This window comes from Pantoea sp. X-Soil-MYKO-1785 (genome assembly GCF_059730675.1).
This window is the reverse complement of the sequence record NZ_AP036000.1, coordinates 2,034,865-2,060,273: the sequence shown is the minus strand read 5'-3', so window position 1 is coordinate 2,060,273 and position 25,409 is coordinate 2,034,865. Positions and strand designations below refer to the sequence as shown.

At 58.1% G+C, this 25,409-nt stretch carries 21 protein-coding genes; 15 read left to right on the top strand and 6 right to left on the bottom strand.

Annotated elements, in window-relative coordinates:
- Positions 1 to 20: 20 nt before the first annotated feature.
- Positions 21 to 2,063 carry a peptidyl-dipeptidase Dcp gene (gene dcp, locus AC6I8D_RS09725; protein WP_497820064.1) on the top strand — a complete coding sequence of 681 codons (2,043 nt, stop codon included), beginning with the start codon at positions 21 to 23 and terminating at the stop codon, positions 2,061 to 2,063.
- Positions 2,064 to 2,116: 53 nt separating this feature from the next.
- Here dcp and hpxO read toward each other — a convergent pair whose 3' ends face one another.
- Positions 2,117 to 3,274 (bottom strand): FAD-dependent urate hydroxylase HpxO, encoded by a 1,158-nt coding sequence (hpxO, locus tag AC6I8D_RS09720; protein ID WP_312054614.1) that lies wholly within the window; start codon positions 3,272 to 3,274, stop codon positions 2,117 to 2,119.
- A gap of 630 nt (positions 3,275 to 3,904) precedes the next feature.
- Here hpxO and AC6I8D_RS09715 point away from each other — a divergent pair.
- From AC6I8D_RS09715 to AC6I8D_RS09695, 5 genes are all read left to right on the top strand, one after another.
- Positions 3,905 to 5,092 (top strand): glycosyltransferase family 4 protein, encoded by a 1,188-nt coding sequence (locus AC6I8D_RS09715; protein ID WP_497820063.1) that lies wholly within the window; start codon positions 3,905 to 3,907, stop codon positions 5,090 to 5,092.
- 67 nt (positions 5,093 to 5,159) lie between these two features.
- The gene (locus AC6I8D_RS09710; RefSeq protein ID WP_312054618.1) at positions 5,160 to 5,405 is read left to right on the top strand and encodes a hypothetical protein; all 246 of its coding nucleotides are present in this window, start codon (positions 5,160 to 5,162) and stop codon (positions 5,403 to 5,405) included.
- A gap of 31 nt (positions 5,406 to 5,436) precedes the next feature.
- Entirely contained in the window at positions 5,437 to 6,576 is a 1,140-nt protein-coding gene (gene ampC, locus AC6I8D_RS09705; RefSeq protein WP_312054621.1) for a class C beta-lactamase, read from the top strand.
- 218 nt (positions 6,577 to 6,794) lie between these two features.
- A complete protein-coding gene (locus AC6I8D_RS09700) occupies positions 6,795 to 7,247 on the top strand; it encodes an Xre family toxin-antitoxin system antitoxin (RefSeq protein ID WP_031376718.1) in 453 nt (150 codons plus the stop codon).
- Complete coding sequence (locus AC6I8D_RS09695) at positions 7,247 to 7,720, top strand: RES family NAD+ phosphorylase (RefSeq protein ID WP_497820062.1); 474 nt, start codon at positions 7,247 to 7,249, stop codon at positions 7,718 to 7,720. Before AC6I8D_RS09700 ends, AC6I8D_RS09695 begins: the two co-directional genes overlap by 1 nt.
- A 29-nt stretch (positions 7,721 to 7,749) precedes the next feature.
- Here AC6I8D_RS09695 and AC6I8D_RS09690 read toward each other — a convergent pair whose 3' ends face one another.
- The 3 genes from AC6I8D_RS09690 to AC6I8D_RS09680 all read right to left on the bottom strand — a co-directional run bounded on the left by AC6I8D_RS09690 (position 7,750) and on the right by AC6I8D_RS09680 (position 11,859).
- The gene (locus tag AC6I8D_RS09690; protein ID WP_497820061.1) at positions 7,750 to 9,573 is read right to left on the bottom strand and encodes a glycoside hydrolase family 15 protein; all 1,824 of its coding nucleotides are present in this window, start codon (positions 9,571 to 9,573) and stop codon (positions 7,750 to 7,752) included.
- A gap of 92 nt (positions 9,574 to 9,665) precedes the next feature.
- Positions 9,666 to 10,559, bottom strand: a complete 894-nt coding sequence (locus tag AC6I8D_RS09685; RefSeq protein ID WP_497820060.1) for an SDR family oxidoreductase — start codon at positions 10,557 to 10,559, stop codon at positions 9,666 to 9,668.
- Between the two features lie 265 nt (positions 10,560 to 10,824).
- On the bottom strand, positions 10,825 to 11,859 hold the full coding sequence (locus tag AC6I8D_RS09680) for a LacI family DNA-binding transcriptional regulator (protein WP_312054629.1): 1,035 nt from the start codon (positions 11,857 to 11,859) through the stop codon (positions 10,825 to 10,827).
- Positions 11,860 to 12,084: 225 nt separating this feature from the next.
- Between AC6I8D_RS09680 and AC6I8D_RS09675 the strand changes: the two genes are divergently transcribed.
- The 4 genes from AC6I8D_RS09675 (at position 12,085) to AC6I8D_RS09660 (ending at position 17,298) form a co-directional block, all read left to right on the top strand.
- Positions 12,085 to 13,113: an ABC transporter substrate-binding protein gene (locus AC6I8D_RS09675; protein ID WP_497820059.1), complete on the top strand. Its 1,029-nt coding sequence runs from the start codon at positions 12,085 to 12,087 to the stop codon at positions 13,111 to 13,113.
- A gap of 88 nt (positions 13,114 to 13,201) precedes the next feature.
- Positions 13,202 to 15,421, top strand: a complete 2,220-nt coding sequence (locus AC6I8D_RS09670) for an ABC transporter permease (protein WP_312054632.1) — start codon at positions 13,202 to 13,204, stop codon at positions 15,419 to 15,421.
- A complete protein-coding gene (locus AC6I8D_RS09665) occupies positions 15,418 to 16,479 on the top strand; it encodes an ABC transporter ATP-binding protein (RefSeq protein WP_497820058.1) in 1,062 nt (353 codons plus the stop codon). Before AC6I8D_RS09670 ends, AC6I8D_RS09665 begins: the two co-directional genes overlap by 4 nt.
- A gap of 24 nt (positions 16,480 to 16,503) precedes the next feature.
- Positions 16,504 to 17,298: an inositol monophosphatase family protein gene (locus tag AC6I8D_RS09660; protein WP_497820057.1), complete on the top strand. Its 795-nt coding sequence runs from the start codon at positions 16,504 to 16,506 to the stop codon at positions 17,296 to 17,298.
- A 48-nt stretch (positions 17,299 to 17,346) separates the two neighbouring features.
- Here the strand turns inward: AC6I8D_RS09660 and AC6I8D_RS09655 are convergent, their stop codons facing one another.
- On the bottom strand, positions 17,347 to 17,781 hold the full coding sequence (locus AC6I8D_RS09655; RefSeq protein WP_497820056.1) for a GNAT family N-acetyltransferase: 435 nt from the start codon (positions 17,779 to 17,781) through the stop codon (positions 17,347 to 17,349).
- A 188-nt stretch (positions 17,782 to 17,969) separates the two neighbouring features.
- Between AC6I8D_RS09655 and hipB the strand changes: the two genes are divergently transcribed.
- The 5 genes from hipB (at position 17,970) to AC6I8D_RS09630 (ending at position 23,894) form a co-directional block, all read left to right on the top strand.
- Positions 17,970 to 18,218 (top strand): type II toxin-antitoxin system antitoxin HipB, encoded by a 249-nt coding sequence (gene hipB / locus AC6I8D_RS09650; RefSeq protein WP_312054639.1) that lies wholly within the window; start codon positions 17,970 to 17,972, stop codon positions 18,216 to 18,218.
- Entirely contained in the window at positions 18,218 to 19,531 is a 1,314-nt protein-coding gene (locus AC6I8D_RS09645) for a type II toxin-antitoxin system HipA family toxin (protein ID WP_312054641.1), read from the top strand. The genes hipB and AC6I8D_RS09645 overlap by 1 nt, the downstream gene beginning before the upstream one ends.
- A 67-nt stretch (positions 19,532 to 19,598) precedes the next feature.
- Entirely contained in the window at positions 19,599 to 20,999 is a 1,401-nt protein-coding gene (locus AC6I8D_RS09640) for a M24 family metallopeptidase (protein WP_497820055.1), read from the top strand.
- 61 nt (positions 21,000 to 21,060) lie between these two features.
- Positions 21,061 to 21,702 carry a LysE family translocator gene (locus AC6I8D_RS09635; protein ID WP_497820054.1) on the top strand — a complete coding sequence of 214 codons (642 nt, stop codon included), beginning with the start codon at positions 21,061 to 21,063 and terminating at the stop codon, positions 21,700 to 21,702.
- A 146-nt stretch (positions 21,703 to 21,848) separates the two neighbouring features.
- Positions 21,849 to 23,894: an FUSC family protein gene (locus AC6I8D_RS09630; RefSeq protein WP_497820053.1), complete on the top strand. Its 2,046-nt coding sequence runs from the start codon at positions 21,849 to 21,851 to the stop codon at positions 23,892 to 23,894.
- A 65-nt stretch (positions 23,895 to 23,959) separates the two neighbouring features.
- Here the strand turns inward: AC6I8D_RS09630 and AC6I8D_RS09625 are convergent, their stop codons facing one another.
- Complete coding sequence (locus AC6I8D_RS09625; RefSeq protein ID WP_069728316.1) at positions 23,960 to 25,339, bottom strand: MFS transporter; 1,380 nt, start codon at positions 25,337 to 25,339, stop codon at positions 23,960 to 23,962.
- Between the last annotated feature and the right edge of the window lie 70 nt (positions 25,340 to 25,409).

Sequence of the window (25,409 nt, the reverse complement as noted above, 5' to 3'; positions counted from 1 at the left end):
ATGCCCACCAGGAGCGAATCATGAACGCCCGTCAGAATCCTTTCTTTAGCGCCAGCACTTTGCCTTATCAGGCACCGCCGTTCGATCAGATCGAAGAGCAGGATTTCCTGCCCGCGTTACAGGCGGGCATTGAAGAGAAACGCCGCGAAGTCGAGGCGATTGCCACCAGCAGCGATGCGCCAACCTTTCTGAATACCTATGAGGCGCTGGAGAAGAGTGGGCAGTTGCTGAACCGGGTGAATCTGGTGTTCAGCGCTATGACGTCGGCGCACACCAGCCCGTATCTGCAGCAGGTCGATGAAGAGATCGCCCCGCAGCTTACCGCACTCAACGACGATATTATGCTCAACCGGCCGCTGTTCTCGCGGCTGGATGCGGTGTATCTGCAGCGCGCCCGGCTCGACGCTGAATCAAAACGGCTGGTCGAGGTGATCTGGCAGCGCTTTCAGCTGGCGGGTGCCAATCTGCCGGAAACGCAGAAGCACCAGCTCAAAGCTCTGAATCAGGAGGCGGCGCGCCTCAGCACCCGCTTCACCAATAAGCTGCTGGCGGCCACCAAGGCGGGCGGTCTGGTGGTGGATGAGGCGCAGAAACTGGCGGGCCTCGCGGCGGCCGATTTAGCGGTCGCTCAGGCAGAAGCCCGCGCGCGCGGACTGGAAAATGCCTGGCTGCTGGTGCTGCAAAACACCACTCAGCAACCGGCGCTGCAGAGTCTGAGCGATCGCCAGACCCGCGAAGCGCTGTTCCATGCTGGCATGACCCGCACCGAAAAAGGCGATGAGAATGACACCCGCGAGCTGGTGCTGCGTCTGGCGCAGGTGCGGGCGGAGCAGGCCCGGCTGCTGGGCTTTACGAGTTATGCCGACTGGAAGCTGCAGGATCAGATGGCAAAAACGCCGGATGCTGCGTTTGCTTTTATGCGCAATATCGTGCCTGCTGCACGGGCGCGGGCTGAACGGGAAGCGGCGGCCATCCAGCAGACCATCGATCGCCAGCAGGGCAATTTCACCCTGCGCGCCTGGGACTGGAACTTCTATGCCGAACAGGTGCGCCATGCGCAGTACGATCTGGATGAGAGTCAGATCAAACCTTACTTTGAACTGAACAGCGTGCTGCAGAATGGGGTGTTCCGGGCGGCGACTCAGCTCTACGGCATTCAGTTTACGCCACGCCAGGATCTGCCGGTTTACCATCCCGACGTGCAGGTATATGAGATTTTTGATGCCGACCATACGCCGCTGGCGCTGTTCTACACCGACTTCTTCAAGCGTGACAGCAAAGGCGGTGGGGCGTGGATGAGCAACTTCGTCAACCAGTCGACGCTGCTTGAGAGTAAGCCGGTGATCTACAACGTCTGCAACTTCACCAAGCCGCCGGCCGGTGAGCCTGCCTTGCTGAGCTGGGATGAGGTGATTACCCTGTTTCACGAGTTTGGTCATACGCTGCACGGCCTGTTTGCCAGCCAGCGCTATCCGAGCCTGTCAGGCACCGAAACCCCGCGTGATTTTGTGGAGTTTCCGTCGCAGATCAATGAGCACTGGGCCAGTGAGCCGCAGGTGTTCCGCCAGTTCGCCCGCCACTATCAAAGCGGAGAGCCAATGCCCGCCGCGCTGCATGAAAAGATCATCCGCGCCGGTAAATTTAACAAAGGCTATGAGATGAGTGAGCTGCTGGCCGCGGCGTTGCTGGACCTGCACTGGCATAGCCTGACCGGCGATCGGACGCCGCAAAGCGTCGACGGCTTTGAACAGCAGGCCTTGCAGAGCGACAATCTGGCGTTAGCGGCGGTGCCGCCGCGCTATCGCTCCAGCTATTTCCAGCACATCTGGGGCGGAGGATATGCCGCCGGTTACTACGCCTATATCTGGACCCAGATGCTGGCCGATGATGGCTACCAGTGGTTTGTCGAACAGGGCGGTCTGACGCGGGAAAATGGCGATATTTTCCGCCAGAAAATTCTGTCGCGCGGTAACAGCAGCGACCTGAAAAATCTGTATGAAAGCTGGCGTGGCGGTCCGCCGCAGCTGGAGCCGATGCTGAAGAATCGCGGTCTGGCGGAGTAAATGCACTCAGCGGGCGGCGATGTCGCCCGCTGGAGGCAGAGAGGGCGGCCGGACTACCCCAGCGGGCCGCCTTCAATGGTTTCACACATTCCGGCCAGCACCCGCTCGCCGGTTTCACTTTTCAGCGAACGATACCATTCCTCGGTCACCGCCGGATCTTTGGCGTGGGTGACGTCACAGCGTTTACGCGCTTTCAGCACCAGATCCCTGACCCGCTCAACCCGGCGCGCCTGATAGCGCAGCAGGGCATCCTCGATACCCAGCGAGTGCGATGCCAGCGTCGAAGCCAGCACGATAGCGTCTTCCATCGCCGCGCAGCCGCCCTGGCCGATATCCGGGGTGGTGCTGTGGGCCGCATCACCGAGCAGCGCGACGCGCCCTTTAACAAAGCGGCTGAACGGTTCAATATCGTGTATCTCAACCCGGTTAGTCGTCCCGGGATTAATCGCCGCAATCAGCTTCTGCACCGGTGCGGCCCAGCCAGCAAAATAGCCGCTCAGATCGGCTTTGACTGTCGTGCGATCCTGCGGCAATCCTTTCGGCAGCGGCACGTCGAAGAAGAAGTAGAAGCGGTTGTCGCTTACCGGCATCAGCGATACGCGCTTGCCATCGCCCACGAACGTGGTCCACTGATCGGCGGGCGCGATGCTCTCATCAATCTCCACCAGACCGTTCCAGTTGACGTAACCGGCATAGCGCCGCTCCAGCGCCTGTTCCAGCACATATTCACGGATCACCGAATGTGTGCCGTCAGCCGCAATCAGAAAGTCACCGCTCGCCTGGCTGTTATCAGCGAAAGTGGCAATCACGCCGTTATCGCTCTGTTCAACCTGAATCACCCGCTTACCGAAATTGACCCGCTGGCGACCAAAAGTATCAATCAGCATCGCCTGCAGTTCGGCGCGCGCCACCGGATAGGGAAACTCACCGACCTGCTGCACCAGCGGCGCCATACTGAAACGAGTTAGCGCGGCACCGGTTACTGCGTCGTGATAAGCCATATAGGCCATGTTGCCGCCCAGTGCGCGCAGCGCTGCCTTCATGCCGAGGGCATTCAGGCATTTCACGCCGTTCGGCCAGATTGAAATCGCCGCTCCGACCGGCTTCATCTCCTGCACCGCTTCGAACACTTCAACCTCAATACCCGCTTTTTCCAGCGCAATGGCGCAGCTCATTCCGCCAATGCCGCCACCAATAACGATTGCTTTCATGTTTTTCTCCTGTCTGCTTAATGCTGGTATTGCAACTTTTGTACCAGTCCGTAGCACAGGAGATGGCGGGTGATCTTTTATAATAAAATCATTTAATTAACGGGCGATCAGATGCAAAGGTAGTTTTAGATATGGGGCGACTCGCACGATTATGTGGCACTCTGGCGCGCTAAAACAGTGCATTCTCACTGCTGATAACAGGCTTTTGTATCAATCGTTTCAACAACGGCGTGTCAGATGACCGCTCACTTTGGGACTCTTTGCCCATCAGACTCAAAGTCAGTGTAATAAAATTGATTAGTTGAATTCTTATCAACTAATTTATTCAGGGCTGGCAGGGTTTATTTTTAACAAATATTTAATTTTGCACATCAATATTGGCTCGCTGTTTGCTGCTATTTCACTGTTCATCATAAATCAGAGGCTTACCGCTGCTAAAAAGATTATGGATGTAAATAAAATGCCTTATTTCTCTATCCGCACCAGCAAGTCAGCAATAAGGCGCACTGTGCAATCATTAATATTTCTGCCAGCTGGCGGCGAAAACAATTTTTAGGATATTACGCAGGCGCAGCATTCAGGATCGCATGATATAGATTATCCGGGACTCAAGGACTCTGGAATACGATCATGAAAATTGGAATCACTAATAATCACTATCCGGAGCAGCGCAATATTTTGGTTAATCCGGAAAACGAATATATTAATCTCAAAAAGTACAATCTGTTTTACTTTATTAACCCGTTACGGACGCGCTTACTCAAAAAGAATAAAGCTTTTGTTTTTCTGCCGGTGCCATTTTTACCTGCATCCCGGCCCGACATTCTGCACCTGTTTAATGAAGTCGCCATTACCCGTCAGAAATGGGTTGCCTCATTTGAAACTGAATTACCGCGGGTGTTGCCGGTGCCGGGTGTTGCCAAGCAGGATAATCCTGAACTGCAGCGGCTAATTCCCCATCTGCTGAAAGATAACTGTCTGGGGCTGATTGCCATTTCAGACGCGACGCTGAATATACAGATGAAACTGTTCCCGTCCGATGGCGGCATTGCCCAGCAGATCAGACGGAAAACGGTGGTATTGCATCCGCCACAGACCCTGTTCACCGCGCATAAAGCGCCACGCCAGCCGGGGGTGTTCCGCCTGGTGTTCGCCGGCAATGAGTTTTACCGGAAAGGCGGCGCCGAAGTGGTGCTGGCCGTCAGTGAGCTGATTGAAGAACGAAAGCTGGATGAGTCGCAGCTGGATGTGCAGTTAATCGGCGATCTCACCAGGCGTCATAACGTGGCGCACCGGCAACATCAGGATGACGAGGCATTTTATCGTTCAATTGAGAGCCGCATCGGCCGTTATCGCTGCTTCACGCATCTGGCGCGGCTGGAAAACGCGGTGCTGCTGCAGCTGTTTCGGCGCAGCGACGTCGGTTTACTGCCGACCTGGCAGGAGACGTACGGCTTTTCAGTACTGGAAATGCAGGCCAGCGGCTGTCCGGTGATTACCAGTAACGTACGCGCCTTGCCGGAAATCAATCCGGCCAGCGCCGGCTGGGTGATTGGCGGAACCCTGAATGGCGATCGTGAATACAGTATCACCACGCCACAGCAAAAACAGCAGCTGCGCCAGGCGCTGGTGGACGGGCTGAAGCAGACGCTGCTGGCCATCATTGAGCGGCCGGAAATATTGCAGGAGAAAGGCGAGGCGGCGATCCTGCGGATTAAAGATCAGCACGATCCCCAGCGCTATATTGTCCGGCTGCATGATATTTATCGCCGCGGCGTGATCAACGTCACTCAACATCCACCTGTCCTGCCAATTTGATAAGATTTCCCGGACGACGCGTGCCAGAGTAGTCATACTTAGTGCAGCGTTCATCTGGAGATCAATCATGAAATTACTCATCAGCCTGCTGCTGTCCGGACTGCTGGGCAGCAGCGCCTTCGCTCAACCTGCACCCCAGTTTCCGGCGCGTGCGCCGCTGCCACAGCTGACGCCTGCCGCCGCACGATGCGACGTCTCCGCCTGTCAGACCAACTGCTACGTCGAACGATCCCATTGTAATACCCGTGATACCGGGGCGTGCAGCTCACAAGCACAGATCTGTGTGCAGGCCTGCGCCGACCAGTGCAAATAAATCGATTCAGTGAAGAAACCGTTAATTGCCAATGAAAAAGTCTTTGCCTTACCTTGTTTTGTGGTCCCTTTCTGCCAGCTGTGTTGCCGCCGACTTAACCTCACAGCAGGTCACCTCTCTGGTTAAAGCCGCTATTGAACCGCTGATGGAGCAGCAGGAGATCCCCGGTATGTCGGTGGCAATACTCTATAAAGGCCGGGCCCAGTTCATCAACGCCGGTGTGGCTGATCTGGCGTCCGGCCGCAGAGTCACTGAAAACACCCTGTTTGAACTCGGCTCGGTCAGTAAAACCTTCACCGGGGTGCTGGCCGGGGTGATGATCCGCAATGGTGACATCGCCCTTAACGATCCGGTGCAGAAGTACTGGCCGCAGCTGACCGGCACCCAGTGGCACAACATCCGGATGCTGCATCTGGCGACCTACACCGCAGGTGGCCTGCCGCTGCAGTTGCCGGATGAGGTGACCGACCAGGCTTCGCTGCTCAACTATTATCAGCAGTGGCAGCCGCAGGCTGAGCCGGGCACGCTGCGTCAGTACTCCAATGCCAGTATCGGTCTGTTTGGCGCGCTGATGGTGAAGGGCGATTACCAACAGGCGATGCAGAAAAACGTCTTTCAGCCGCTGCGCCTGACGCGCACTTATATCACCGTACCGCCCTCAATGATGCTGGACTACGCCTGGGGTTATAAAAACGGACAGCCGGTGCGGGTGTCGCCCGGCATGCTGGATGCGGAAGCGTATGGGGTGAAATCTACCGCCCGCGATATGCTGACCTTTATGCAGGCCAATGCCGATCCTAACCGCTTATCGTCAGGCAATACCGTGTTGCGGAATGCGATTCGTACCGCCCAGTCACGCTATTTCAAAGTGCGGGATTTCTATCAGGGGCTGGGCTGGGAGATTTACGACTGGCCGGCCAGTGCCGCCACGCTAATCGCTGACAGCGAAAGCAGCGTCGCGCTTAAACCTCAGCCGGCGACGCTACTGAATCCTGCCGTGCCATCGCAACGCGCCAGCTGGGTGCATAAAACCGGCGCCACCAACGGGTTTGGCGCCTACGTTGCGTTTATTCCCGAGCAGAACACCGGCATCGTGATACTCGCCAACAAGAACTACCCCAATCCGCTGCGAATAAAAACCGCCTGGGAAATTCTTGAAGCGTTGCAGTAATCCGGGTCGCCAGCGCCCGCTGGCCTTGCCATCTCATGGCCGGCGGGAAGGGCGGGTCACCTCGCAGCAGTTGAGCGGCGGAAAGTCGGACGTTTGCCTTTGTGCGGGTCACCGGCCTGACGCCAGCGCGCTATCGCCGACTGATACGTCAGGGGTTAAGCTGGCGCACCATGTTCATTTGCGCTAAAATAAAAATCAAATGAACAGAGGGCCATGCTATGTCAATTGCCATTTATACGCCCGCCAGCAGTCGCCGCAACAGTTCGCTGCTGCATGCGCTGAACCTGCCGGAAACCCTGCCGGATGCGCATCAGCGGATTGCCGTCGGCTTCAGCAGCGGGGTGTTGAAACGTACCGCGTCATTATCCGCCTTCGATGAAATCTGGCTCTGCCGCCTGGCGGGCATCGATCGCAGTACCTACAACCGCAAAGTCAAAGATCCTCAGCAGACCTTTTCGCCCGATCAAAGCGGACGGATTTACATGCTGATCCGCGTCCTGTCCGCCGCCAGCACGCTGCTGCGTGACGATCCGGCGCGGCTGGTGCAGTGGCTGGAAACGCCAGCCAAGGCGCTGGGTGGCAGAAAGCCGGCGGAGATGACCACCACCGTCGCGGGCGCGGAAGCGGTGCTCAACCTGATTGGTCAGCTTGAACATGGCGTGATCACCTGATGGCGGCGGTGCGCTTTTTCCGGCTGGTGAAAAGCGAATATGCGATGACTGCCTTTGACGGTTTCGGTGCCCGCACCTACGGCGGACGCTGGAATTCAGTCGGTACCGGCTGTGTCTATCTGGGATCAAGCCGGGCGCTGTGCGTGCTGGAGGCGCTGGTGCATCTCAGCATTCAGGATCTGGCGCATGACTATTCGATGCTGTCGATCAGCGTGCCTGAAACGCTGATCACCGAGCTGTCGCTGACGGCGCTCCCCGACGACTGGCAGGCCGATCCCGCACCGCCCTCGACCCGGGAGATCGGGGATGGCTGGCTCGCCAGCCCGGATCACGGGCTGATCCTCAAGGTCCCGAGTACCCTGACCGGCGAGTGGAACGCGCTGTTTAATCCTGCGCATCCGGCCGCCGCCGCGATAATCAGCAACGTGGTAGTCGAGCCTTTTTTCTTCGATCCCCGTTTCAGGCTGCAATAGCTTCTGCCCCGACACGACAGCCGCGCACCTCAGCCGCTCGCTTTCGATTCTGAAATCGCCTGCGCGGCACAAATCAGCGCCAGATGACTGAGGCCCTGCGGCATATTCCCGCGCCAGCTCTGACTGCGGACATCAAACATTTCGTTAAAAATATCGACGTTGCCGTGCTGGTCGAGCGTCGCGAGAATCTGCTGCATCGTCTGTTCCGCCTGCCCGACATCGCCCATTTCAGCCCAGGCTTCCGCCAGCCAGAACGCGCAGGCGAGGAAGGTACTCTCTTCAACCTCGACGCCGCTGTAGCGATAGAGCATTGCGCTGCCGTTGCCCAGCGTCTGCTGGATGGCGCGATAGGTGGCCAGCATCCGCTGTGGATTGACCGCGTTGCCGTAGCTGTGTACCAGCGCCAGCGAGGCGTCAAGGCGATCCTCGCTGCCGACATAAAACAGGTAAGCCTGTTTCTGTTCTGACCAGCAGTGCGTCTCAATCCAGTCACGAATGCGGTCGCGTTCCCGCTGCCAGCGCCCCAGCCAGGTGGGTTCGATGTGCTGGTTTTCGGCCAGCGCCACCGCCCGGTCCAGCGCCATCCAGCAGGCCATTTTAGAATGGGTATAGTGCTGCAGGTCCGGCAACTCCCAGATGCCGCAATCCTTTTGCCGCCAGTGATCGGCACAGCAGTTAGCCAGCTCACCCAGCATGCGCGAGGTGGTGATATCCAGCACGTGTCCGGCCTCGATAAACAGCTGCGCGGTGGCCAGCATGTCGCCATACATGCTGAGCTGCACCTGGTCACGGGCATTATTGCCGACCCGCACCGGCTGGGAATCCTGATAGCCGCTTAACGGCGGAAAACGTTCTTCCGGCACTTCATCGCCATTCAGCGCATAGCAGGCGCGCAGCCTGACGCCGTGCCGCAGGATGGTCTGCGACAACCACGAAAAGGCCGCTTTACAATCTTCCAGTGCGCCGAGATAGACGAAGGCTTTAATAATCAGGCAGGCGTCCCGCACCCAGGCGTAGCGATAATCGTAATTCTTCTCGCCGCCGATCCCTTCCGGCAGCGAGGTGGTGGCTGCGGCCGCCAGCGCCCCGGTCGGTGAGTACCAGAGAAATTTCAGTGACAGGGCAGAGCGCTTCACCAGCGCCGGGTAGCTGCCGTCATAGCTCAGGCTTTCTACCCAGCTGGTCCAGCCGGTGTGGCTGGTTTCGATTCGCTGATCGATGGCGGACAGTTCTGGGACGGCCAGCGGCTCGTTTTCGGTGATCAGCAGCGCGCAGAGTGAGCGCGACCCGGCCGAGGTCCGCAGCGTAGCGCAGACCTGTTCATCATCCAGCAGCGTAATGTGGATATCGTCGCTGGTGCGGAACATCGCCATGACGTCAGCAATGTGGAACACCTTGCCTTTCTCGGTGTCGGCAATCCACGGCGAACGGGTTTCAGCGGCGGTGCCGAATCGCAGGATAATCTGCAGCTCCACTTCGCCGCTGACTCCTTCAATCCGGCGCGCCAGTTCGCCCCACGGCAATCTTCCCGCCAGCGTACTGTTGATCGATTCGGTCAGCAGCACGCTGCCGCGGTCGGTGTCAAAACGGGTTTCCAGCACGTTGCTGTTATCGCGATAGCGGCGCGTCACCCGATAGGGATCGCGCGGCACGATTTGAAAGTAGCCGCCGATACCGGCGTCCAGCAGGCGATCAAACAGCGGTTTAGCATCCAGGTTTGGCGCGCACCACCAGTCAATCGCGCCATCCGGCGCAATCAGCGCCACTGAGCGCCCCTCGCCAATGGCGGCATAATCACCCAGACCGGCAAAGCCGTTATCTCGGGCCGGCTGATGGAAGATCTGGTTTTCCATGGTTTTCTTCCTTGTTTCACTGTGACAACTGACAAATCGGGCGCAGGCAGGACAAAAAAGTGGCCGCATTATGCGGCCACCGGGGAGCGTGATTACAGGGTGCCGGTGCCGCCATCGGAGCACCAGACCTGGCCGGAGGAGTAACTGCTCTCCGTCGAGGCCAGCGTAACGTAGAGCGGGGCGATTTCAACCGGCTGGCCAGGGCGGCCCATCGGTGAGTCGGCACCAAACTGCTTCACTTTTTCCTGAGGCTGACCGCCGCTGGATTGCAGCACGGTCCAGTATGGGCCAGGTGCGACCGCATTAACCCGGATGCCTTCGCCGCCCAGCTGTTTCGCCAGTGACTTAGTAAAGGCAACAATCGCCGCTTTGGTCTGGGCATAATCCAGCAGAATATCGCTGGGTTTAAACGCCTGCACCGACGAGGTATTAATAATCGATGCACCGCGTGGCAGATATTCCAGCGCCGCTTTGGTGATCCAGAACATCGCATAAACGTTGGTTGTAAACGTCGCGTCAAAATCTTCGGTACTCAGGGTACGAATGGACTCATTAAACTGCTGGCGTCCGGCGTTATTAACCAGAATATCCAGACCGCCTAATTTATCGGCCGCCTGTTTTACCAGCTGCTGACAAAATTCTTCAGAACGAATATCACCCGGAATAGCGAAAACTTTACGGCCTTCCGCTTCGATTAATTTAATCACTTCATCGGCGTCGGGCTGTTCTTCTGGCAGATAGTTGATCACCACATCTGCACCTTCACGGGCATAAGCGATGGCCACCGCACGGCCAATACCGGAGTCGCCGCCGGTGATCAGCGCTTTACGACCGGTCAGTCGGCCGGTGCCGCGGTAGCTGGTTTCACCGTGATCGGGAACCGGGATCATTTTGCTGGCTAAGCCAGGTGCCTGTTGCGGTTGTTCCTCAAAAGGAGGCTTAGGAAATTGATCGAGATCGAGCGTCTTGTTCGTTGGTGTCGTCATTGTAAGCTCCTTGAACATCATTATCTGAGTGATTAAGCCTGGCACAAATGTGATATTTGTCACATCTGACTGCTTATTCATTGAGCAGTGAAGCGTCAGGTAAATTAATAATGCTGATCAAGGATAGACAGAAAATCGGGATGCTGCGCCACCGCAGGGCGATAATTTGCGGCAATAAGCCGGCTTATTTAAAGCGAAGCGTAAAGCCGCGAAAGGGTTATTTTACCGGTGTAACCGCAGCGGCAATAAAATTAAATCAGACGATTTACCCGCCGCGTACTGAACCGCGCCACACCACATCAGCCTGATATATCCGTCGATCGCTTTGCTGTTCGGCGGTGGGGGGTAATTGATCCTGCTGCGCCTCGGTGTCGGTCAGCCAGCGTATCGCATCACCGGCAAACTGCTCCACCGGCTGGGCAAAGGTGGTGAGGTTGTAGGAGGACCAGCCCGATTGCGGAATATTGTCGTGGCCAACAATGCACAGATCCTCCGGAATACGCAGGGCAAAACGGTGGCGCGCCTCATCCATAAAGCCACACGCCAGTAAATCGGTGGCACAGAATACCGCGTCAGGACGGATTTTACGGGTCAGCAGCCGCTGCGCCAGGATCTGACCGCTTTCATAGGAGGTCGAACCAAAGTGCTCAACCAGGACGCTGACCCCCGCTTTTTCCGCCGCTGCCAGAAAATCCCGCTCGCGTTTCAGCAGGCTCGGGGTACCGGCCAGTGAGTTAACAAACGCGATGCGCTGACAGCCAGCACGGATAAAGGCGTTGACCGCCATCTCGGCTGCCGGACGCGAGTCGAGATTAATGCTGAGGGAGCCGGGCAGGGACTCATCACGATTAATCAGCACCAGATGCTGCCCGTGCTTGTAGCAGAGCTGGGTTATCGCGCTGTCAGGCATGCCGGAGAGGATGATTGAGGCATCGGCACGGAAGTTAATCGCCTGCTGTAAGGCGGCAGAGACCCGTTCATCTGAGCGATCGGTGTTAATCAGCATCGCCACCTTTCCCGCTTCCTGCAGGTATTGGGTCATCCAGCGTACCAGGCTGGCGCGGTAGGGGGTGTCCACTTCAGAAGCGATCAGGCAGACAATGCCGCTGCGGTTGCGTACCAGCCCGCGTGCCAGATGATTAACGTGATAGCCCAGCTCTTCAGCTGCTTTCATCACCCGCGCCCGCGTAGCATCCGACACGCTGGCACCTGGCGTAAAGGTGCGCGACACCGCAGAGCGGGAGACGCCTGCCCGGTCAGCGACATCCTGCGCACTGACTACCGCCTTAAGTTGATGCATGGTTTTCTCCGCTGCTGCCGTTAGCTGCCACCGTTAAACGTTTTGAGTCTGCCTGAAGTTGCAAGGCTGTGCAAAACAAATTGCAGGCAAATTGTACAAAATTTGTGAAGACGCCTCACAGTTGCTTAACATGCCGATTGACACATCCTGAGGGTCGCCTTACTACTTTGCACAGCAGTGCAAAAAGCGCGATCAGGCGCCATTCCCGCCCTCAAGGAGAACACCATGCGTTACTCATCTCTGTTCGCTGCGGTCATCGTCAGTTGTCCGGCCTTACCGTTTGCGGCGGCTGCGGCCGGTAATCTCAACATGATCTGCTCTGCGGATGTGGTGGTCTGTGAACAGATGACCCGCCAGTTCAGCCAGTCCCATCCCGACATCAATCTCAGCATGGTGCGGCTGTCAGCCGGGGAGGCTTACGCACGTATCCGCAGCGAGGCGCGCAATCCGCGGACCGATATCTGGTGGGCCGGCACCGGCGATCCGCATATGCAGGCAGCCGAAGAGGGCTTAACTCAGGTGTATAAATCGCCGCTGCTCGACCAGCAGCAGCCGTGGTCGCAAAAAGTAGCGGAGATCTCCGGTTATCGCACCGTGGGCGTTTATGCCGGTGCGCTGGGCTGGGGTTACAACACCCGACTGCTGGCGCAGAAAAAGCTCAAGGTGCCGGCCTGCTGGGCCGATCTGCTCGACCCGGGCTTTAAAGGTGAAATCCAGATCGCCAATCCGAACTCCTCCGGCACTGCCTATAACACCCTGGCGACGCTGGTGCAGATCATGGGAGAAGACAAGGCTTTTGAATACCTGAAAAAACTCAACGCCAATGTTTCGCAATACACCAAGTCGGGTTCAGCGCCGGTGAAAGCCGCCGCCCGTGGCGAAACCACCCTCGGCATCGTCTTTATGCACGATGCGGTGGCGATGGAGGTCGATGGCTTCCCGATCAAACCGGTCGCTCCCTGTGAAGGCACCGGCTACGAGATTGGTTCCATGTCGATCATCAAAGGGGCGCGTAACCTGGCGAATGCCAAAAGCTGGTACGACTGGGCGCTGAGTGCCGAGGCTCAGTCGCTGATGAAAGAGGCGAAATCGTTCCAGCTGCCGTCGAACCGCCAGGCGGAGATCTCTGAATACGCGCCGCGCTTTGAGAACATCAAGCTGATTGATTACGACTTCAAAACCTACGGTGACGCGGCGAAACGTAAAGCGCTGCTCGGACGCTGGGATAAAGAGATTGGTGCCAGCGCACAATAAGGCTGTTTTCCGTCCGGCGCAGTGATGCCGGGTCCACGCTGAACCGCGGTGGCGCAAGCCTGGTGTCCGCAGCTGATCGAGGTGATTCATGAATGCGCACAATCGCCGCTTAACCGGCGCGTTAGTTGCTGGCGCACTGGCCCTGATGGTGTTGCCCTGGTACAGCCTGGAGCAGGGTTTCTTCTCTGGCCACTGGCTGATGAGCTTATGGCAGGATGAGAATAGCGCGCCGGCGCTGTGGCAACTGATGCAGCATCGCTGGCTGACGGTCGCCGTGGCGCTGTGGCTCGCTTCTGCCGCCTGCCTTTTCCTGCCGCCGGGGCGTATCCGTAGCGGCCTGCTGCTGCTGCTCAGCGTCTGCGGCATTCTGTTCCTGGTGCTGGAAGGGCATGCTATCGGGTTCAGCGGCTGGAACTGGCTGTGGCTGGAGAACCTGGCCGGCCCGCTCGCGCTGGGCCAGCCGGCGATGGGCGCGGGCGCGTTACTGCTGCTGACGGTTTTCCTGCTGATTTTTTCCTTTGCGCTGGCCGAACGCGGCGTGCTGAAAGGCGATGCGTTTGTGGTGTCGGCGATCGTACTGCTGGTAGCGCTGGTGACCACCTTTGTGCTCTATCCGGTGCTGAGCCTGTTTGTCGCCTCGGTGCAGGACATTGATGGCAGTTTTAAACCGGATGGCCTGATCGCCAATCTGCAGGACCCGGCTATCTGGAGCGTCGCCTGTGTCACCGGCGGCACCTGCGGGACGGCGTGGCGCACGCTGGGCCTGGCGCTGATGACCGCCAGCGGCTCGACGCTGCTGGGACTGGCGTTTGCGCTGGCGGCGACCCGCACCTCGCTGCCGTGCAAAAAAGCGCTGCGGATGCTGACTATCCTGCCGATCATTACGCCGCCGTTTGTTATCGGGCTGGCGCTGATTCTGCTGTTTGGTCGTTCCGGGGTGATCACCACCTCGCTGGCGACGCTGTTTGGCGTCGAGCCGGGCCGCTGGCTGTATGGCCTGACCGGCATCTGGATCGCCCAGGTGCTCTCCTTTACGCCGATTGCGTTTCTGGTGCTGATTGGGGTAGTTGAAGGGGTCAGCCCGTCGCTGGAAGAGGCGTCTCAGACCCTGCGCGCCAGCCGCTGGCGCACGTTTTCCCGAATTTCTCTGCCGCTGATGGCGCCGGGACTGGCTAACGCCTTTCTGATCAGCTTTATCGAAAGCATGGCGGACTTCGGCAACCCGATGGTGCTGGGCGGCAGTCACGGCGTGCTGTCGACCGAAATCTTCTTCTCGGTGGTCGGCGCGCAGAACGATCCAAGCCGTGCGGCGGTGCTGGCGATGATTCTGCTGGGCTTCACGCTGGCGGCGTTTCTGGTGCAGCGGGTCTGGCTGTCGGGTAAAAGCTTCGCCACGGTAACCGGCAAAGGCGACGGCGGCCGTCACGTGCAGTTGCCGCGTCCGGTGCGCTACAGCGTTTATGGCATGGTGATCCCGTGGGGTCTGTTTACCCTGGTGATCTACGGCATGATCATGATTGGCGGCTTCGTGCAGTCGTGGGGGCTGAATAACGCGCTGACGCTCGACCACTATATCCGCGCTTTTAGCGTCAGCCTGAATCAGGGACAGCTGGTATGGAGCGGCGTCGCCTGGAACTCTTTCTGGACCACGCTGGAGATCGCCCTGATAGCCGCGCCGCTGACCGCGGTGGTTGGCCTGCTGACCGCCTGGCTGATTGTGCGGCAGAAATTTGCCGGACGGCAGACCTTTGAGTTCATGCTGATGCTGAGTTTCGCCATTCCCGGCACGGTGATCGGCGTGAGTTACGTGATGGCGTATAACCTGCCGCCGCTGGAGATCACCGGTACCGCGATGATCCTGATCGCCTGCTTTGTGTTCCGCAATATGCCGGTCGGGGTGCGTGGCGGTATTGCGGCGATGAGTCAGCTCGATAAAAGCCTGGATGAAGCCTCACTAACCCTCGGTGCCAACAGTTTCCGCACCTTACGTAAAGTGGTGCTGCCGCTGCTCAAGCCAGCGATCAGCGCGGCGCTGGTCTACGCCTTTGTGCGCGCCATTACCTCAATCAGTGCGGTGATTTTTCTGGTCAGCGCGCAATACAACATGGCGACGTCCTACATCGTCGGGCTGGTGGAGAACGGGGAATATGGTGTCGCGATTGCCTATTCGTCGGTACTGATCGTGGTGATGTTAGCCATCATCGGCCTGTTCCAGCTGCTGGTGGGTGAACGCCGCCTGCGCCGTGTTACTCAACCTGCGGCTGCGGCCGCTGCTGTCGCCACTCTGACTCAGGAGAGAGCCGTATGACCACCATCAACGCGGGATCGGTCGTGTTTGAACATGTTGCTAAACGCTTTGCCGGTTTTACAGCGCTGCCGGATCTGTCGTTAACCGTCGAGCCAGGCACGCTGGTGACGCTGCTCGGTCCCTCCGGCTGTGGCAAAACCACCACGCTGCGCCTGCTGGCCGGGCTGGAGCATCCTACCGCTGGCCGCATTCTGATTGGCGGTAAAGAGGTTACCCATCTGCCAGCCAATGAGCGCGACGTGGCGATGGTGTTTCAGTCATACGCGCTGTTTCCTCATATGAATGCTCTCGACAATATCCTGTATGGGCTGCTGTCGTCGGGGATGAGCAAACGGGAGGCGCTGGATCGGGCGCGGGAAGGGCTGAGGCTGGTCGGGCTGGAAAGCCAGGGTGAGCGGCTACCGTCTGAACTTTCCGGTGGACAGCAGCAGCGTATTGCGGTGGCCCGCGCGCTGGTGCTGGAACCGCAGGTGCTGCTGCTGGATGAGCCGCTGTCGAATCTGGACGAACGTTTACGGCGACGGGTGCGGACCGATATTCGCGATCTGCAACAGCGGCTGGGTTTTACCGCGGTCTATGTGACGCACGACCAGGAAGAAGCGCTGGCGGTCTCCGATAAAATTATTGTCATGAAAGAGGGGGATATTGCGCAGCAGGGCGCGCCGGAAACCCTCTACCATTCGCCCAATTCGGTGTTTATCGCCGACTTTATGGGCGAAGCCAATATTCTGCCGTGCGACGTTGAGCAGGCCGAAGGCGGTGAGGCGCTGATCCGCGTCGGTAACCAGCGCTTCCGGGTGCGTGGCGACGGAGCGAAAACCGGCAGCGGTCAGCTGGCGGTGCGGCCGCAGTTTATCACCCTGTCTGGCGACGGTCAGGGCGCCCTGCAGGGTGAGATTATTCACAGTACCTGGCTGGGTGATCATATCGAATATGAAGTGACCACCGAACTGGGATCGCTGTTCATCATCGATCCCCACATGGAACAGCGCCTGCCGCTGGCCGCCCGGGTCGGCGTTAACTTCAAGCCGCAGGGTCTGGCCCTGATTGCCCGCTAAACTGCTTAACCGCAAGGAGTCACAATGGAACTGCACGATGAAATGATGTCGCGTCTGGCGCTGGCTGAAGCTGTCGCCCGCGCTGGCGGTGCTACGGCCTTATCTTACTTTTCCCGCCGCGATACGCTGGTGGTGGAAACCAAATACGATCTGCAGGATGTGGTGTCGATTGCCGATCGCGAAGTGGAACAGACGATCGCCGCCCGCATCCGTGAAGCGTTCCCTGATGATGGCTTTCTCGGTGAGGAGAGCGGCCTGCAGCCGGGCCGGAGCGCCTACACCTGGGTGGTCGATCCGATTGATGGCACCAGTCCGTTTCTCAACGGCATGCCAAACTGGTGCGTGTCGGTTGCCGTACTGCGCGACGACGTGCCGGTCATCGGGGTGATTTTCGCACCGACCTTTGAGGAGTGCTATGTGGCAGCGCTGGGTGAGGGCGCGACTCTCAATGGCCGACGCTTGCAGGTCGATCCGGCACGTACCCTGCAGAATCACGTGACCGGCTTTGGTGCCAACAGCTACGTCAGCCCGCAGCAGGTTGGCGAGATTGTGGCGGCCTTGCTGGCAGCCGGCGGTAACTTTATCCGCATCGGCTCAGGCGCACTGATGCTGGCGTGGGTGGCGGCCGGTCGGGTCGTTGGTTACTACGAACCGTATATGCACGCCTGGGATTGTCTGGCCGGTTACTGTCTGGTGAAAGAGGCGGGGGGCTGGGTGCATCCTTTCAACACCGACGGGGAGCGCATCATCAAAGGGGCGCAGGTGCTGGCGGTGGCTCCCGGTGCCGAAGCGGATTTGCGTCGCATCGCCAGTCTGTGACCCTGTCACGACGCGCAGGTCAGTACAGCCACCTTAGCGTCGTGACCTTTAGCCGTTGAGCGTTTTGGTCAGGTAGTGCCGCTGCATACCGGGTTGCGGAAAGTCGGGCAGGGACATCAGCTGTTGATAACCCTGTTTCAGATAAAACGGTAGCGCCTGAAAGCTGAAGGTATCCACCAGCACCTGCTGACAGCCGTAAGCTATCGCCTGCTGCTCTGCTGCCCGTAGTAAAGCACTGCCCAGACCGGTGCCGCGCAGCGTATCATCTACCCATAGATAATCGACACAGAGCCAGTTCCCCTTACGCGAGGCCATTACGCCACCCCGCAACTTACCGTCTGCGTCATGATCAAATACCGCCAGCGCTCCCCGATTTTCACTGTCGATAAACTGCCGGTTGTAGCTGCCGAGCCCGGCGAATAACGCCTCCCGGTCCTGGTCCTCTGGCTGCTCCGTCACGGTAAGACCCGCACGTAATGTCATGATTTTTCTCCTGTTATGCTACGCCATGAAGTCGAATATCCGTGTCAGGGGATAATAGACTATTTATACCCGCAAAGGTATAAATAGTTATTTATCCCTTATTGGGGATAATAAACTAATTATCCTCTTTCGGGGATAATCAGGATGCGCTATGCTGATCGTCTGCCGACCCCGGAGGAACAGACACCATGATATACAGTCCGCTGCAGCTGGCTAACCGGCTGAAACTTATCCGTCAGCGTAATGGCTGGACCCAGAGCGAGCTGGCCAAAAAGGTTGGTCTGAAACAGGCGACCATTTCGCATTTTGAAAATGCGCCGGACAACACCTCGCTGGCGACGCTGTTTAAGCTGTTGCAGTCGCTGGAGCTGAGTCTTGAGGTGCAGGAGAAAACGGCCGCCGCACCGCCGCCGCTCAATGACGAGGATGACTGGTAATGCAGAAGCTGATTGCGTGGATGAACGGCGAGCGGGTCGGCGTGCTGACCCGTCAGCGCAACGGTGCGCACGAATTTCAGTACGACAAAGCGTGGCTGAGTAATCCGCTCGCCAGGCCGCTGTCGCTCTCGATGCCGTTGCAGGTTCCGGCGATCACCTCCCACGCGGTAATTAACTTTTTCGATAATCTGTTGCCGGATAGCCCCTTGATTCGTGACCGGATTGTGGCGCGCTACCAGATAAAATCCCGTCAGCCGTTTGATCTGTTGCAGGAAGTGGGACGAGACAGCGTCGGTGCGACCATGCTGTTGCCGCCTGAGATGCCGCTGCCGCCGTTACAGGTGCGCTATGAGCTGCTGAACGAGGCGCGGCTGGAAAGCGTACTGTCAGCCTATCAGTCCGACATTCCGCTCGGGATGCTGCGCGAAGAGACCGACTTCCGTATTTCGGTGGCGGGTGCGCAGGAGAAAACGGCGCTGCTGCACACGGAACAGGGCTGGAGCATCCCGACCGGGGCCACGCCGACCTCACACATTATCAAACTACCGATCGGAGAAATTAAGCAGCCGACGGCGACGCTGGACATGCGCGAAAGCGTTGAAAATGAGTATCTCTGTCTGGCGCTGGCCAGGGCGCTGGGAATGAAGGTGCCTGAGGCAACCCTTATCCGCGCCGGCGCGATGCGTGCGCTGGCTGTCGAGCGCTTCGACCGGCGCTGGTCACGTGACAGAAGCCGGCTTATTCGTCTGCCGCAGGAGGATTTCTGTCAGGCGCTGGGGCTGCCGTCATCGACGAAGTATGAGTCAGACGGCGGGCCGGGCATTGCGGAGATCATGCAGCTGCTGATGGGATCGAGTAACGCGATAGAGGATCGTTATCACTTCATGATGTTTCAGGTGTTTCAGTGGCTGATTGGGGCGACGGACGGCCACGCCAAGAACTTCTCGCTGTTTATTGAGCGCGGCGGCAGCTACCGGCTGACCCCTTTCTATGATGTGATTTCCGCCTATCCGGTACTGGGCGGCACCGGCCTGAATAAGCGGGCGCTGAAGCTGGCGATGGGGCTGCGGGCCAGCAAAGGCAAAAAAACCGAAATCGATAAGATATTCCCGCGTCATTTCTTTGCCACTGCAAAAAGCGTCAATTTTGATAGCGGTAGCCTGCAACAGATCTTCGACTTCTTTATCCGCGCTTTTCCACCCGCGGTTATCGCGGTGCGCGATGCGTTGCCCGCAGGATTTCCGCAGCACATTGCCGATGCCATTTTCAGTCATTCACTGATTATGCTGGAGCGGTTACGGCAGAAAGATTGAGGCAGACAGCAACAGGGTGGCCCGGCAACGGCTAGACTGCTGTTTTCCCGTTTAACCGGAGTCTGATATGAATCGCGATCGCTACGCACTGGAACCGATCCCGTTGCCACCCACTTTTCCCGACGTGGCGAGCCACGTGATGGCGGATGAAACCCTGCATCGCCGGCTGGCGGCGATTGTTCAGCGCATGAAACAGCATCAGATTACGCAGCTGATCGTTTATGCGGATAAAGAGCACGGCAGCAACTTTGAGTATCTGGCGGGCTTTATTCCGCGCTTCGAAGAGGCGCTGCTGGTGGTTAATCAGCAGGGCGAACTGGCCTACATCATGGGCAACGAAAACCTCAAGCTGGTGCCGTTTGCCCGTAATCCCGGCAGATGCCTGCACGCGCCACTCTTTTCGCTGCCCAATCAGCCGATGAGTGGTGAGGCATCGCTGTCCCTGCTGCTGAGCCAGGCAGGGATCGTCGCGGGGGCGCGCACCGGGCTGGTGGGCTGGAAGTTGTTCAGCCCCGCTCAGCAGACTCTGTTTGATCTGCCGCAGTTTATCTGCGCGGCGGCGGCCGACGCGGCAGGTGGCGTCTCGCATCTGGTCAATGCCACCGGGCTGTTTATCTCACCTGATCAGGGAGCGCGCTGCATTAACAGCGCCGATGAGGTGGCATTTTACGAGGCGGGCGCGAATCGTGCCTCAACCGCCATGCTGGCGGCGCTGAACAGCGTGACGCCAGGCGTAAGCGAGAAGCACATTGGCGCGCGTCTTAATGCCGACGGCCAGCCAAATAGCGTGATGACCATTGCCGCCACCGGCGATCGCTTTGCTAAGGCGCAGCTTTATCCCAGCGACAAAACGATTAAGGTCGGCGATAAGCTGTCGTTAACCGTCGGCTATAAAGGCGGGCTAAGCAGCCGCACTGCTTATGCGGTCAGTCAGGCATCAGAGTTACCCTGTCACGTTTCAGACTGGCTACCCCGGCTGGCGATCCCGTATTATCACGCGGTGGTCAGCTGGCTGGAGCAGTTACGCATCGGCATCACCGGTGGCGAACTGTATGCGTTAATCGAGGCGGTATTTCCTAAAGCACAGTATGGCTGGCACCTTAATCCGGGGCATCTGGTGGCGGATGAAGAGTGGTTATGCTCGCCAATCTGGCCCGATTCAGCCATCACCCTGAAGAGCGGCATGCTGTTGCAGATCGACATTATTCCTTCGGTGGCCGGCTACGGCGGCTGCAGTATTGAGGACACCGTCGGTCTGGCGGATGCGGCGTTGCGTGCCCAGCTGGCGGCGGAATTTCCGGCGGTCTGGCAGCGGATGACCGAGCGCAAAGCCTGGCTGAGCGACGTCCTGCGGCTGAAACTGGCCGATGAGGTGATCCTGCTGTCGAACACGGTGGGCTATCTGCGTCCGTTTTTACTGGACCCGCAGCGGGCGCTGGTGCGGCAGCCGGTGAATGACGGGGTTTGAAAAAGAGCGATCGGCTGTTAGGTTAATAGCTGATAAACCCTAATAAAGGTCAGGAGCCGTGATGTCCGATATCGTGCATTTCCCGCTGTTTGTAGCTTCCGTTGTGCTGCTCTGTATTACGCCGGGTCCCGACCTGGCCTATGTGGTGGGACAAAGTGTCGCCAGGGGACGACGTGCCGGTATTCTGTCAGCCGCCGGTGTTGCGCTGGGCAGCTGTACCCATGCCGTCGCCAGTGCGCTGGGTCTGACTGCGCTGATTGCCGCCTCGCCGCTGCTGTTCACGCTGATTAAGTATCTCGGTGCGGCCTATCTGATCTACCTGGGCGTCAGAATGATCGGATCAACCTTTATCGCATCCGCAGCAGCGGAGACTGCGTCACCGCCGCCCGCGCAGACCGGCACCCGCTTACTGCTGCTGCGCGGCTTCATCACCTCAATCACCAATCCCAAAGTGCTGCTGTTTTTTATCGCCTTTTTCCCGCAGTTTGTGGCGATCGGCAGTCAGTATCACGCCAGCGCCTTCCTGCTGTTGGGGATGACCTATGCGCTGGTTGGCCTGATGACTGACGGGATGTTTGCGCTGCTGGCGGGCGGGGCCGCAGGCGCGGTGGCCAACAATAAGCGGTTACAGACAGTGCTGGATCGGCTGGTCGGGGCCACTTTTATCGGCCTGGGGATCCGTCTGGCGCTGACCCGTCGCTGAGCCAAATCTGACGCGCCAGGCACGGTCAGCAGCAACCTGAACCGGTCAGGGAAGGCCGGTAATAATTTGTATAAGTTAACTGAGAGTAAAACGCTGACGCTTCTGTCAGGATACGCGCCACAGAAGTATTTCGGTCCTCTCATTCGATGAAATGGTTTACCAAAAACGCGGTTTTGTTTGCCTGCAAAACCTCCCTGGCCGCGTTTATCGCGTTATCAGTTGCTCTAATCCTTAACTTTGAAAAACCAGCCTGGGCGCTGACCACCGTTTTTGTCACTTCCCAACTTTATGCCGCCTCAACCGTCTCGAAATCGGTTTTTCGTCTGATCGGAACCGTGCTGGGCGGCGTATTTATCCTGCTGATCTATCCGGAAACGGTGCAGTCGCCACTGCTGTTCAGCCTGTGCGTCTCGCTGTGGGTGACGTTTTGCCTCTATCTGTCGCTGCATGACCGCACGCCCAAAAGCTACGTCTTCATGCTGGCAGGCTATAGCGCGGCGATCATGGGTTTTCCGGAGGTGAACACGCCGTCGGCGATTACCAATACGGTGATTTCGCGTATCGAGGAGATCACCCTTGGCATTTTGTGCAGCACGCTGGTACACCGGCTGGTTTTTCCGGTATCGATGCACCATCTGCTCGGGCAGAGCGTGGACCGCTGGTTTCAGAATGCGCGTAAATTGTGTAATGAGCTGGTCAACGGCATGGCGAACAACAAGTCCCTCGAGCGGGAAGATATTCTGATCCAGATGGCGGGCTATCCGCTGAATGTCGAAACGCTGCTGACGCACTGTGTTTATGAAGGGGAAGCGGCGCGCAATGTGATCCGTCTGGTCAGCGTGCAGTATCAGCATCTGACCTACCTGCTGCCGACGCTGACGGCGATTGAATCGCGGCTTGGGGTGCTGGCAGAACTGAATATACGCTTTCCGCTGTGTGTCACCTCGGTGTTCCAGCAATTTCTGCTGTGGCTCAATCATGATCGGGTTAACGATATCGAAGGATTGCGTAACGCCATCGCTGCGGGTCAGGCGACGCTGGAAGCGGACTGGCAGGCGGGAAAGCTGGCTACTGAAGAGAGCCTGCTGCTGATTGGCTTACTGGAGCGGCTGGCTAACTTTGTCCGTATCGCCGATGCGTATCAGAACGTCAGCGCCCGAGCCGGCGATCTCTACAGTCATGGCGACGGGGCGGCGATCAGGAACATCCGCGAGCATCGCCACATTGATAACGGACTGCTGAGCCTGTCGGTGCTGACGGCCTTTCTGTCGACCTTTCTTTCCAGTCTGTTCTGGATTGGCAGCGGCTGGGCCGATGGGGCCAATGCACCGCTGATGGCGGCGATTATCAGTTCGTTTTTTGCCGGGGTGGATTCGCCGGTTACGCCGATGAAGCTGTTCGTTAAAGGGGTGATGATTGCGCTGGTGGTCAGCCTGTTTTATATCGCGTTTCTTATCCCGCAGGCCAACACCCTGCAGGCGTTAATGATCTGCCTGCTGCCGGGGCTGATGCTGCTGAGCCTGGTGATTGCCAATCCGACCACCAATCTGATAGGTCTGAGCGTGGCGATCCAGATTCCAGGCTTTATCGGGCTGAGTCACCACTATGTGCCCGATCTGATCGTCACCCTGAACGCCGCAATCTCGTCGCTGGTGGGGATCATGTTTGCGGTGGTGCTGACGGCGCTGATCCGCAATAAGCGTCCCTCGTGGATTGCCCGCAGGGCGGTGCTGCGGGGGCTGCGCGACCTGCTGAGCTTTATTAAAAAGGTCGAACGCAATTCCGCCACGCTGTTATCACGCCAGCAGTTTATTGCGCGCATGCTGGACCGGGTGAACATTATTCTGCCGCGTAAACGGCTCGATCCGGTGCCGGATATCGTGGTCGGTGGCTATCTGATCAGTGAAACCTGGCTCGGCGCTAACTGCTATGACTTTTATGCCCGCTATCGGGAGGTGCTGGAGGCGCACCGCATCGACAGCGGCCAGATGTTCCACGAACTGGGTCTCTATCTGAAGCGTAAAATGAAGTCGCTTCAGCTGCTGCCGCATCAGGATCTGCTGGAGGAGCTGGATCAGTTGCTGCTCCGGCTGGAGAAGATTGCGCTGCAGGAGAGTGCGGCGGTGGCTCCGCTGGTTCACCTGTTTAACATTCGCGTCTCGCTGTTCCCGCAACAGCGCTGGCCGGGCTGAGTGTGCTATAAAGGTTGCCGCGCTATTTCAGGGGGAGAAAAACCGATGTCAGCCTGCTTACGCCGCTATCGGTTGTTCAGATTTTGCGATAAGGCAGGAATATCGCCGAGTTCCGCTCCTTTAACCTTCAGGGTAAGTTCGACATTGCGGTGTAAAATAATACTGACCGCCGCCAGTAGCGCCGGCAGGGCAAGAATGTAGAAAATAGCCGACTGTGCCGGGAACACGCCCATCAGCACGCCACCTAAAGACGAACTGAGAATGGCGCCCATCCGGCCGATGCCATGCATCCAGCTGACGCCGGTTGCGCGGATCTCGGTCGGATAGTAGGCCGGCGAATAGACCTGAAGTCCGTTCTGCGCACCGTTGATGCACATGCCGGTGATAAAAATAATCACACCCAACCACACGCCGCTCAGCCCAAGCAAACCCTGGGTGATCAAACAGGCACAGCCGATTAAATAGACCACGCCAATCACCCATCTGGCGTGCAGCTTATCCATTAAGCCGCCAACGATGATGCCGCCGACCGGTCCGCCCAGCTGGAACAGTCCGGCGACAATCGCCGCCTGCTCAAGAGAAATGCCGCCTGAACGCATAATGGTAGGCAGCCAGCCGTTCAGCAGATAAATAACGAACAGCCCCATGAAATAGGTCAGCCAGAGGATTACGGTACCGCGGGCGAAGCCGTGGCGAAACAGCTCTGCAATGGTGCTGTTGCGCTTTACGCCAGGCGAACTCAGGATAAACGCCGTATCCGGGCTAAAATCACCGCCCATTTTATTCAGCAGCGAGGCGATGATTGCGCGTGGCGCTTTTCGCACCACCAGGTTAAGCACCGATTCCGGTAACAGCCAGGCAATCACCGGCAGCAGCAGCAGGGGAAGCGCGCCACCAAACACCAGGACCGCAGGCCAGTTAAAGCGTGCCAGCAGCCCGGCGGCAATGAATCCACCCAGTCCCGAGCCGATATTAAATCCGCTGAACATCAGGGTAATCATGATGCCTTTGCGACGCTCGGGCATGTATTCAGACAGCAGCGTCACGCAGTTTGGCATCACCGCGCCCAGCCCCAGACCGGCGATAAAGCGTAATAATGCCATTTGTGTCGGCGAAGCGGCGAAAGCACAGGCGAGGCTGAAGGCTGAGAAGATCAGTACTGACACCAGAATGACCCGCTTGCGGCCAATCCGATCGGACATCGGACCGGCGATCAGCGCGCCGAGCGCCACGCCCGCCATGGCCGCGCCGAGGATCGGGCCCATCGCTGAGCGGCTGATGCCCCAGTGTTCGATCAGCGCCGGCGCGATAAAGCCCATTACGGCTGCATCGTAACCATCAAACATAATGATGATCAGACACAGCACCAGTACGCGCCATTGGAAAGAAGAGACCGGGCGTGCATCAATCCACTGTTTTACATTAATCAGGTTATTCGCTGTCATCGGGTACGCTCTCTGCTTTGCTACCAGCGGCAGCCGTCGTTGTGGTGAGAGAAAGGTAATAATCCGATAA

Excerpts from the sequence above, each read along its gene's own strand:
- dcp (WP_497820064.1), top strand. The coding sequence starts at position 21 with ATGAACGCCCGTCAGAATCCTTTCTTTAGCGCCAGCACTTTGCCTTAT.
- hpxO (WP_312054614.1), bottom strand. The coding sequence starts at position 3,274 with ATGAAAGCAATCGTTATTGGTGGCGGCATTGGCGGAATGAGCTGCGCC.
- AC6I8D_RS09715 (WP_497820063.1), top strand. The coding sequence starts at position 3,905 with ATGAAAATTGGAATCACTAATAATCACTATCCGGAGCAGCGCAATATT.
- AC6I8D_RS09710 (WP_312054618.1), top strand. The coding sequence starts at position 5,160 with ATGAAATTACTCATCAGCCTGCTGCTGTCCGGACTGCTGGGCAGCAGC.
- ampC (WP_312054621.1), top strand. The coding sequence starts at position 5,437 with ATGAAAAAGTCTTTGCCTTACCTTGTTTTGTGGTCCCTTTCTGCCAGC.
- AC6I8D_RS09700 (WP_031376718.1), top strand. The coding sequence starts at position 6,795 with ATGTCAATTGCCATTTATACGCCCGCCAGCAGTCGCCGCAACAGTTCG.
- AC6I8D_RS09695 (WP_497820062.1), top strand. The coding sequence starts at position 7,247 with ATGGCGGCGGTGCGCTTTTTCCGGCTGGTGAAAAGCGAATATGCGATG.
- AC6I8D_RS09690 (WP_497820061.1), bottom strand. The coding sequence starts at position 9,573 with ATGGAAAACCAGATCTTCCATCAGCCGGCCCGAGATAACGGCTTTGCC.
- AC6I8D_RS09685 (WP_497820060.1), bottom strand. The coding sequence starts at position 10,559 with ATGACGACACCAACGAACAAGACGCTCGATCTCGATCAATTTCCTAAG.
- AC6I8D_RS09680 (WP_312054629.1), bottom strand. The coding sequence starts at position 11,859 with ATGCATCAACTTAAGGCGGTAGTCAGTGCGCAGGATGTCGCTGACCGG.
- AC6I8D_RS09675 (WP_497820059.1), top strand. The coding sequence starts at position 12,085 with ATGCGTTACTCATCTCTGTTCGCTGCGGTCATCGTCAGTTGTCCGGCC.
- AC6I8D_RS09670 (WP_312054632.1), top strand. The coding sequence starts at position 13,202 with ATGAATGCGCACAATCGCCGCTTAACCGGCGCGTTAGTTGCTGGCGCA.
- AC6I8D_RS09665 (WP_497820058.1), top strand. The coding sequence starts at position 15,418 with ATGACCACCATCAACGCGGGATCGGTCGTGTTTGAACATGTTGCTAAA.
- AC6I8D_RS09660 (WP_497820057.1), top strand. The coding sequence starts at position 16,504 with ATGGAACTGCACGATGAAATGATGTCGCGTCTGGCGCTGGCTGAAGCT.
- AC6I8D_RS09655 (WP_497820056.1), bottom strand. The coding sequence starts at position 17,781 with ATGACATTACGTGCGGGTCTTACCGTGACGGAGCAGCCAGAGGACCAG.
- hipB (WP_312054639.1), top strand. The coding sequence starts at position 17,970 with ATGATATACAGTCCGCTGCAGCTGGCTAACCGGCTGAAACTTATCCGT.
- AC6I8D_RS09645 (WP_312054641.1), top strand. The coding sequence starts at position 18,218 with ATGCAGAAGCTGATTGCGTGGATGAACGGCGAGCGGGTCGGCGTGCTG.
- AC6I8D_RS09640 (WP_497820055.1), top strand. The coding sequence starts at position 19,599 with ATGAATCGCGATCGCTACGCACTGGAACCGATCCCGTTGCCACCCACT.
- AC6I8D_RS09635 (WP_497820054.1), top strand. The coding sequence starts at position 21,061 with ATGTCCGATATCGTGCATTTCCCGCTGTTTGTAGCTTCCGTTGTGCTG.
- AC6I8D_RS09630 (WP_497820053.1), top strand. The coding sequence starts at position 21,849 with ATGAAATGGTTTACCAAAAACGCGGTTTTGTTTGCCTGCAAAACCTCC.
- AC6I8D_RS09625 (WP_069728316.1), bottom strand. The coding sequence starts at position 25,339 with ATGACAGCGAATAACCTGATTAATGTAAAACAGTGGATTGATGCACGC.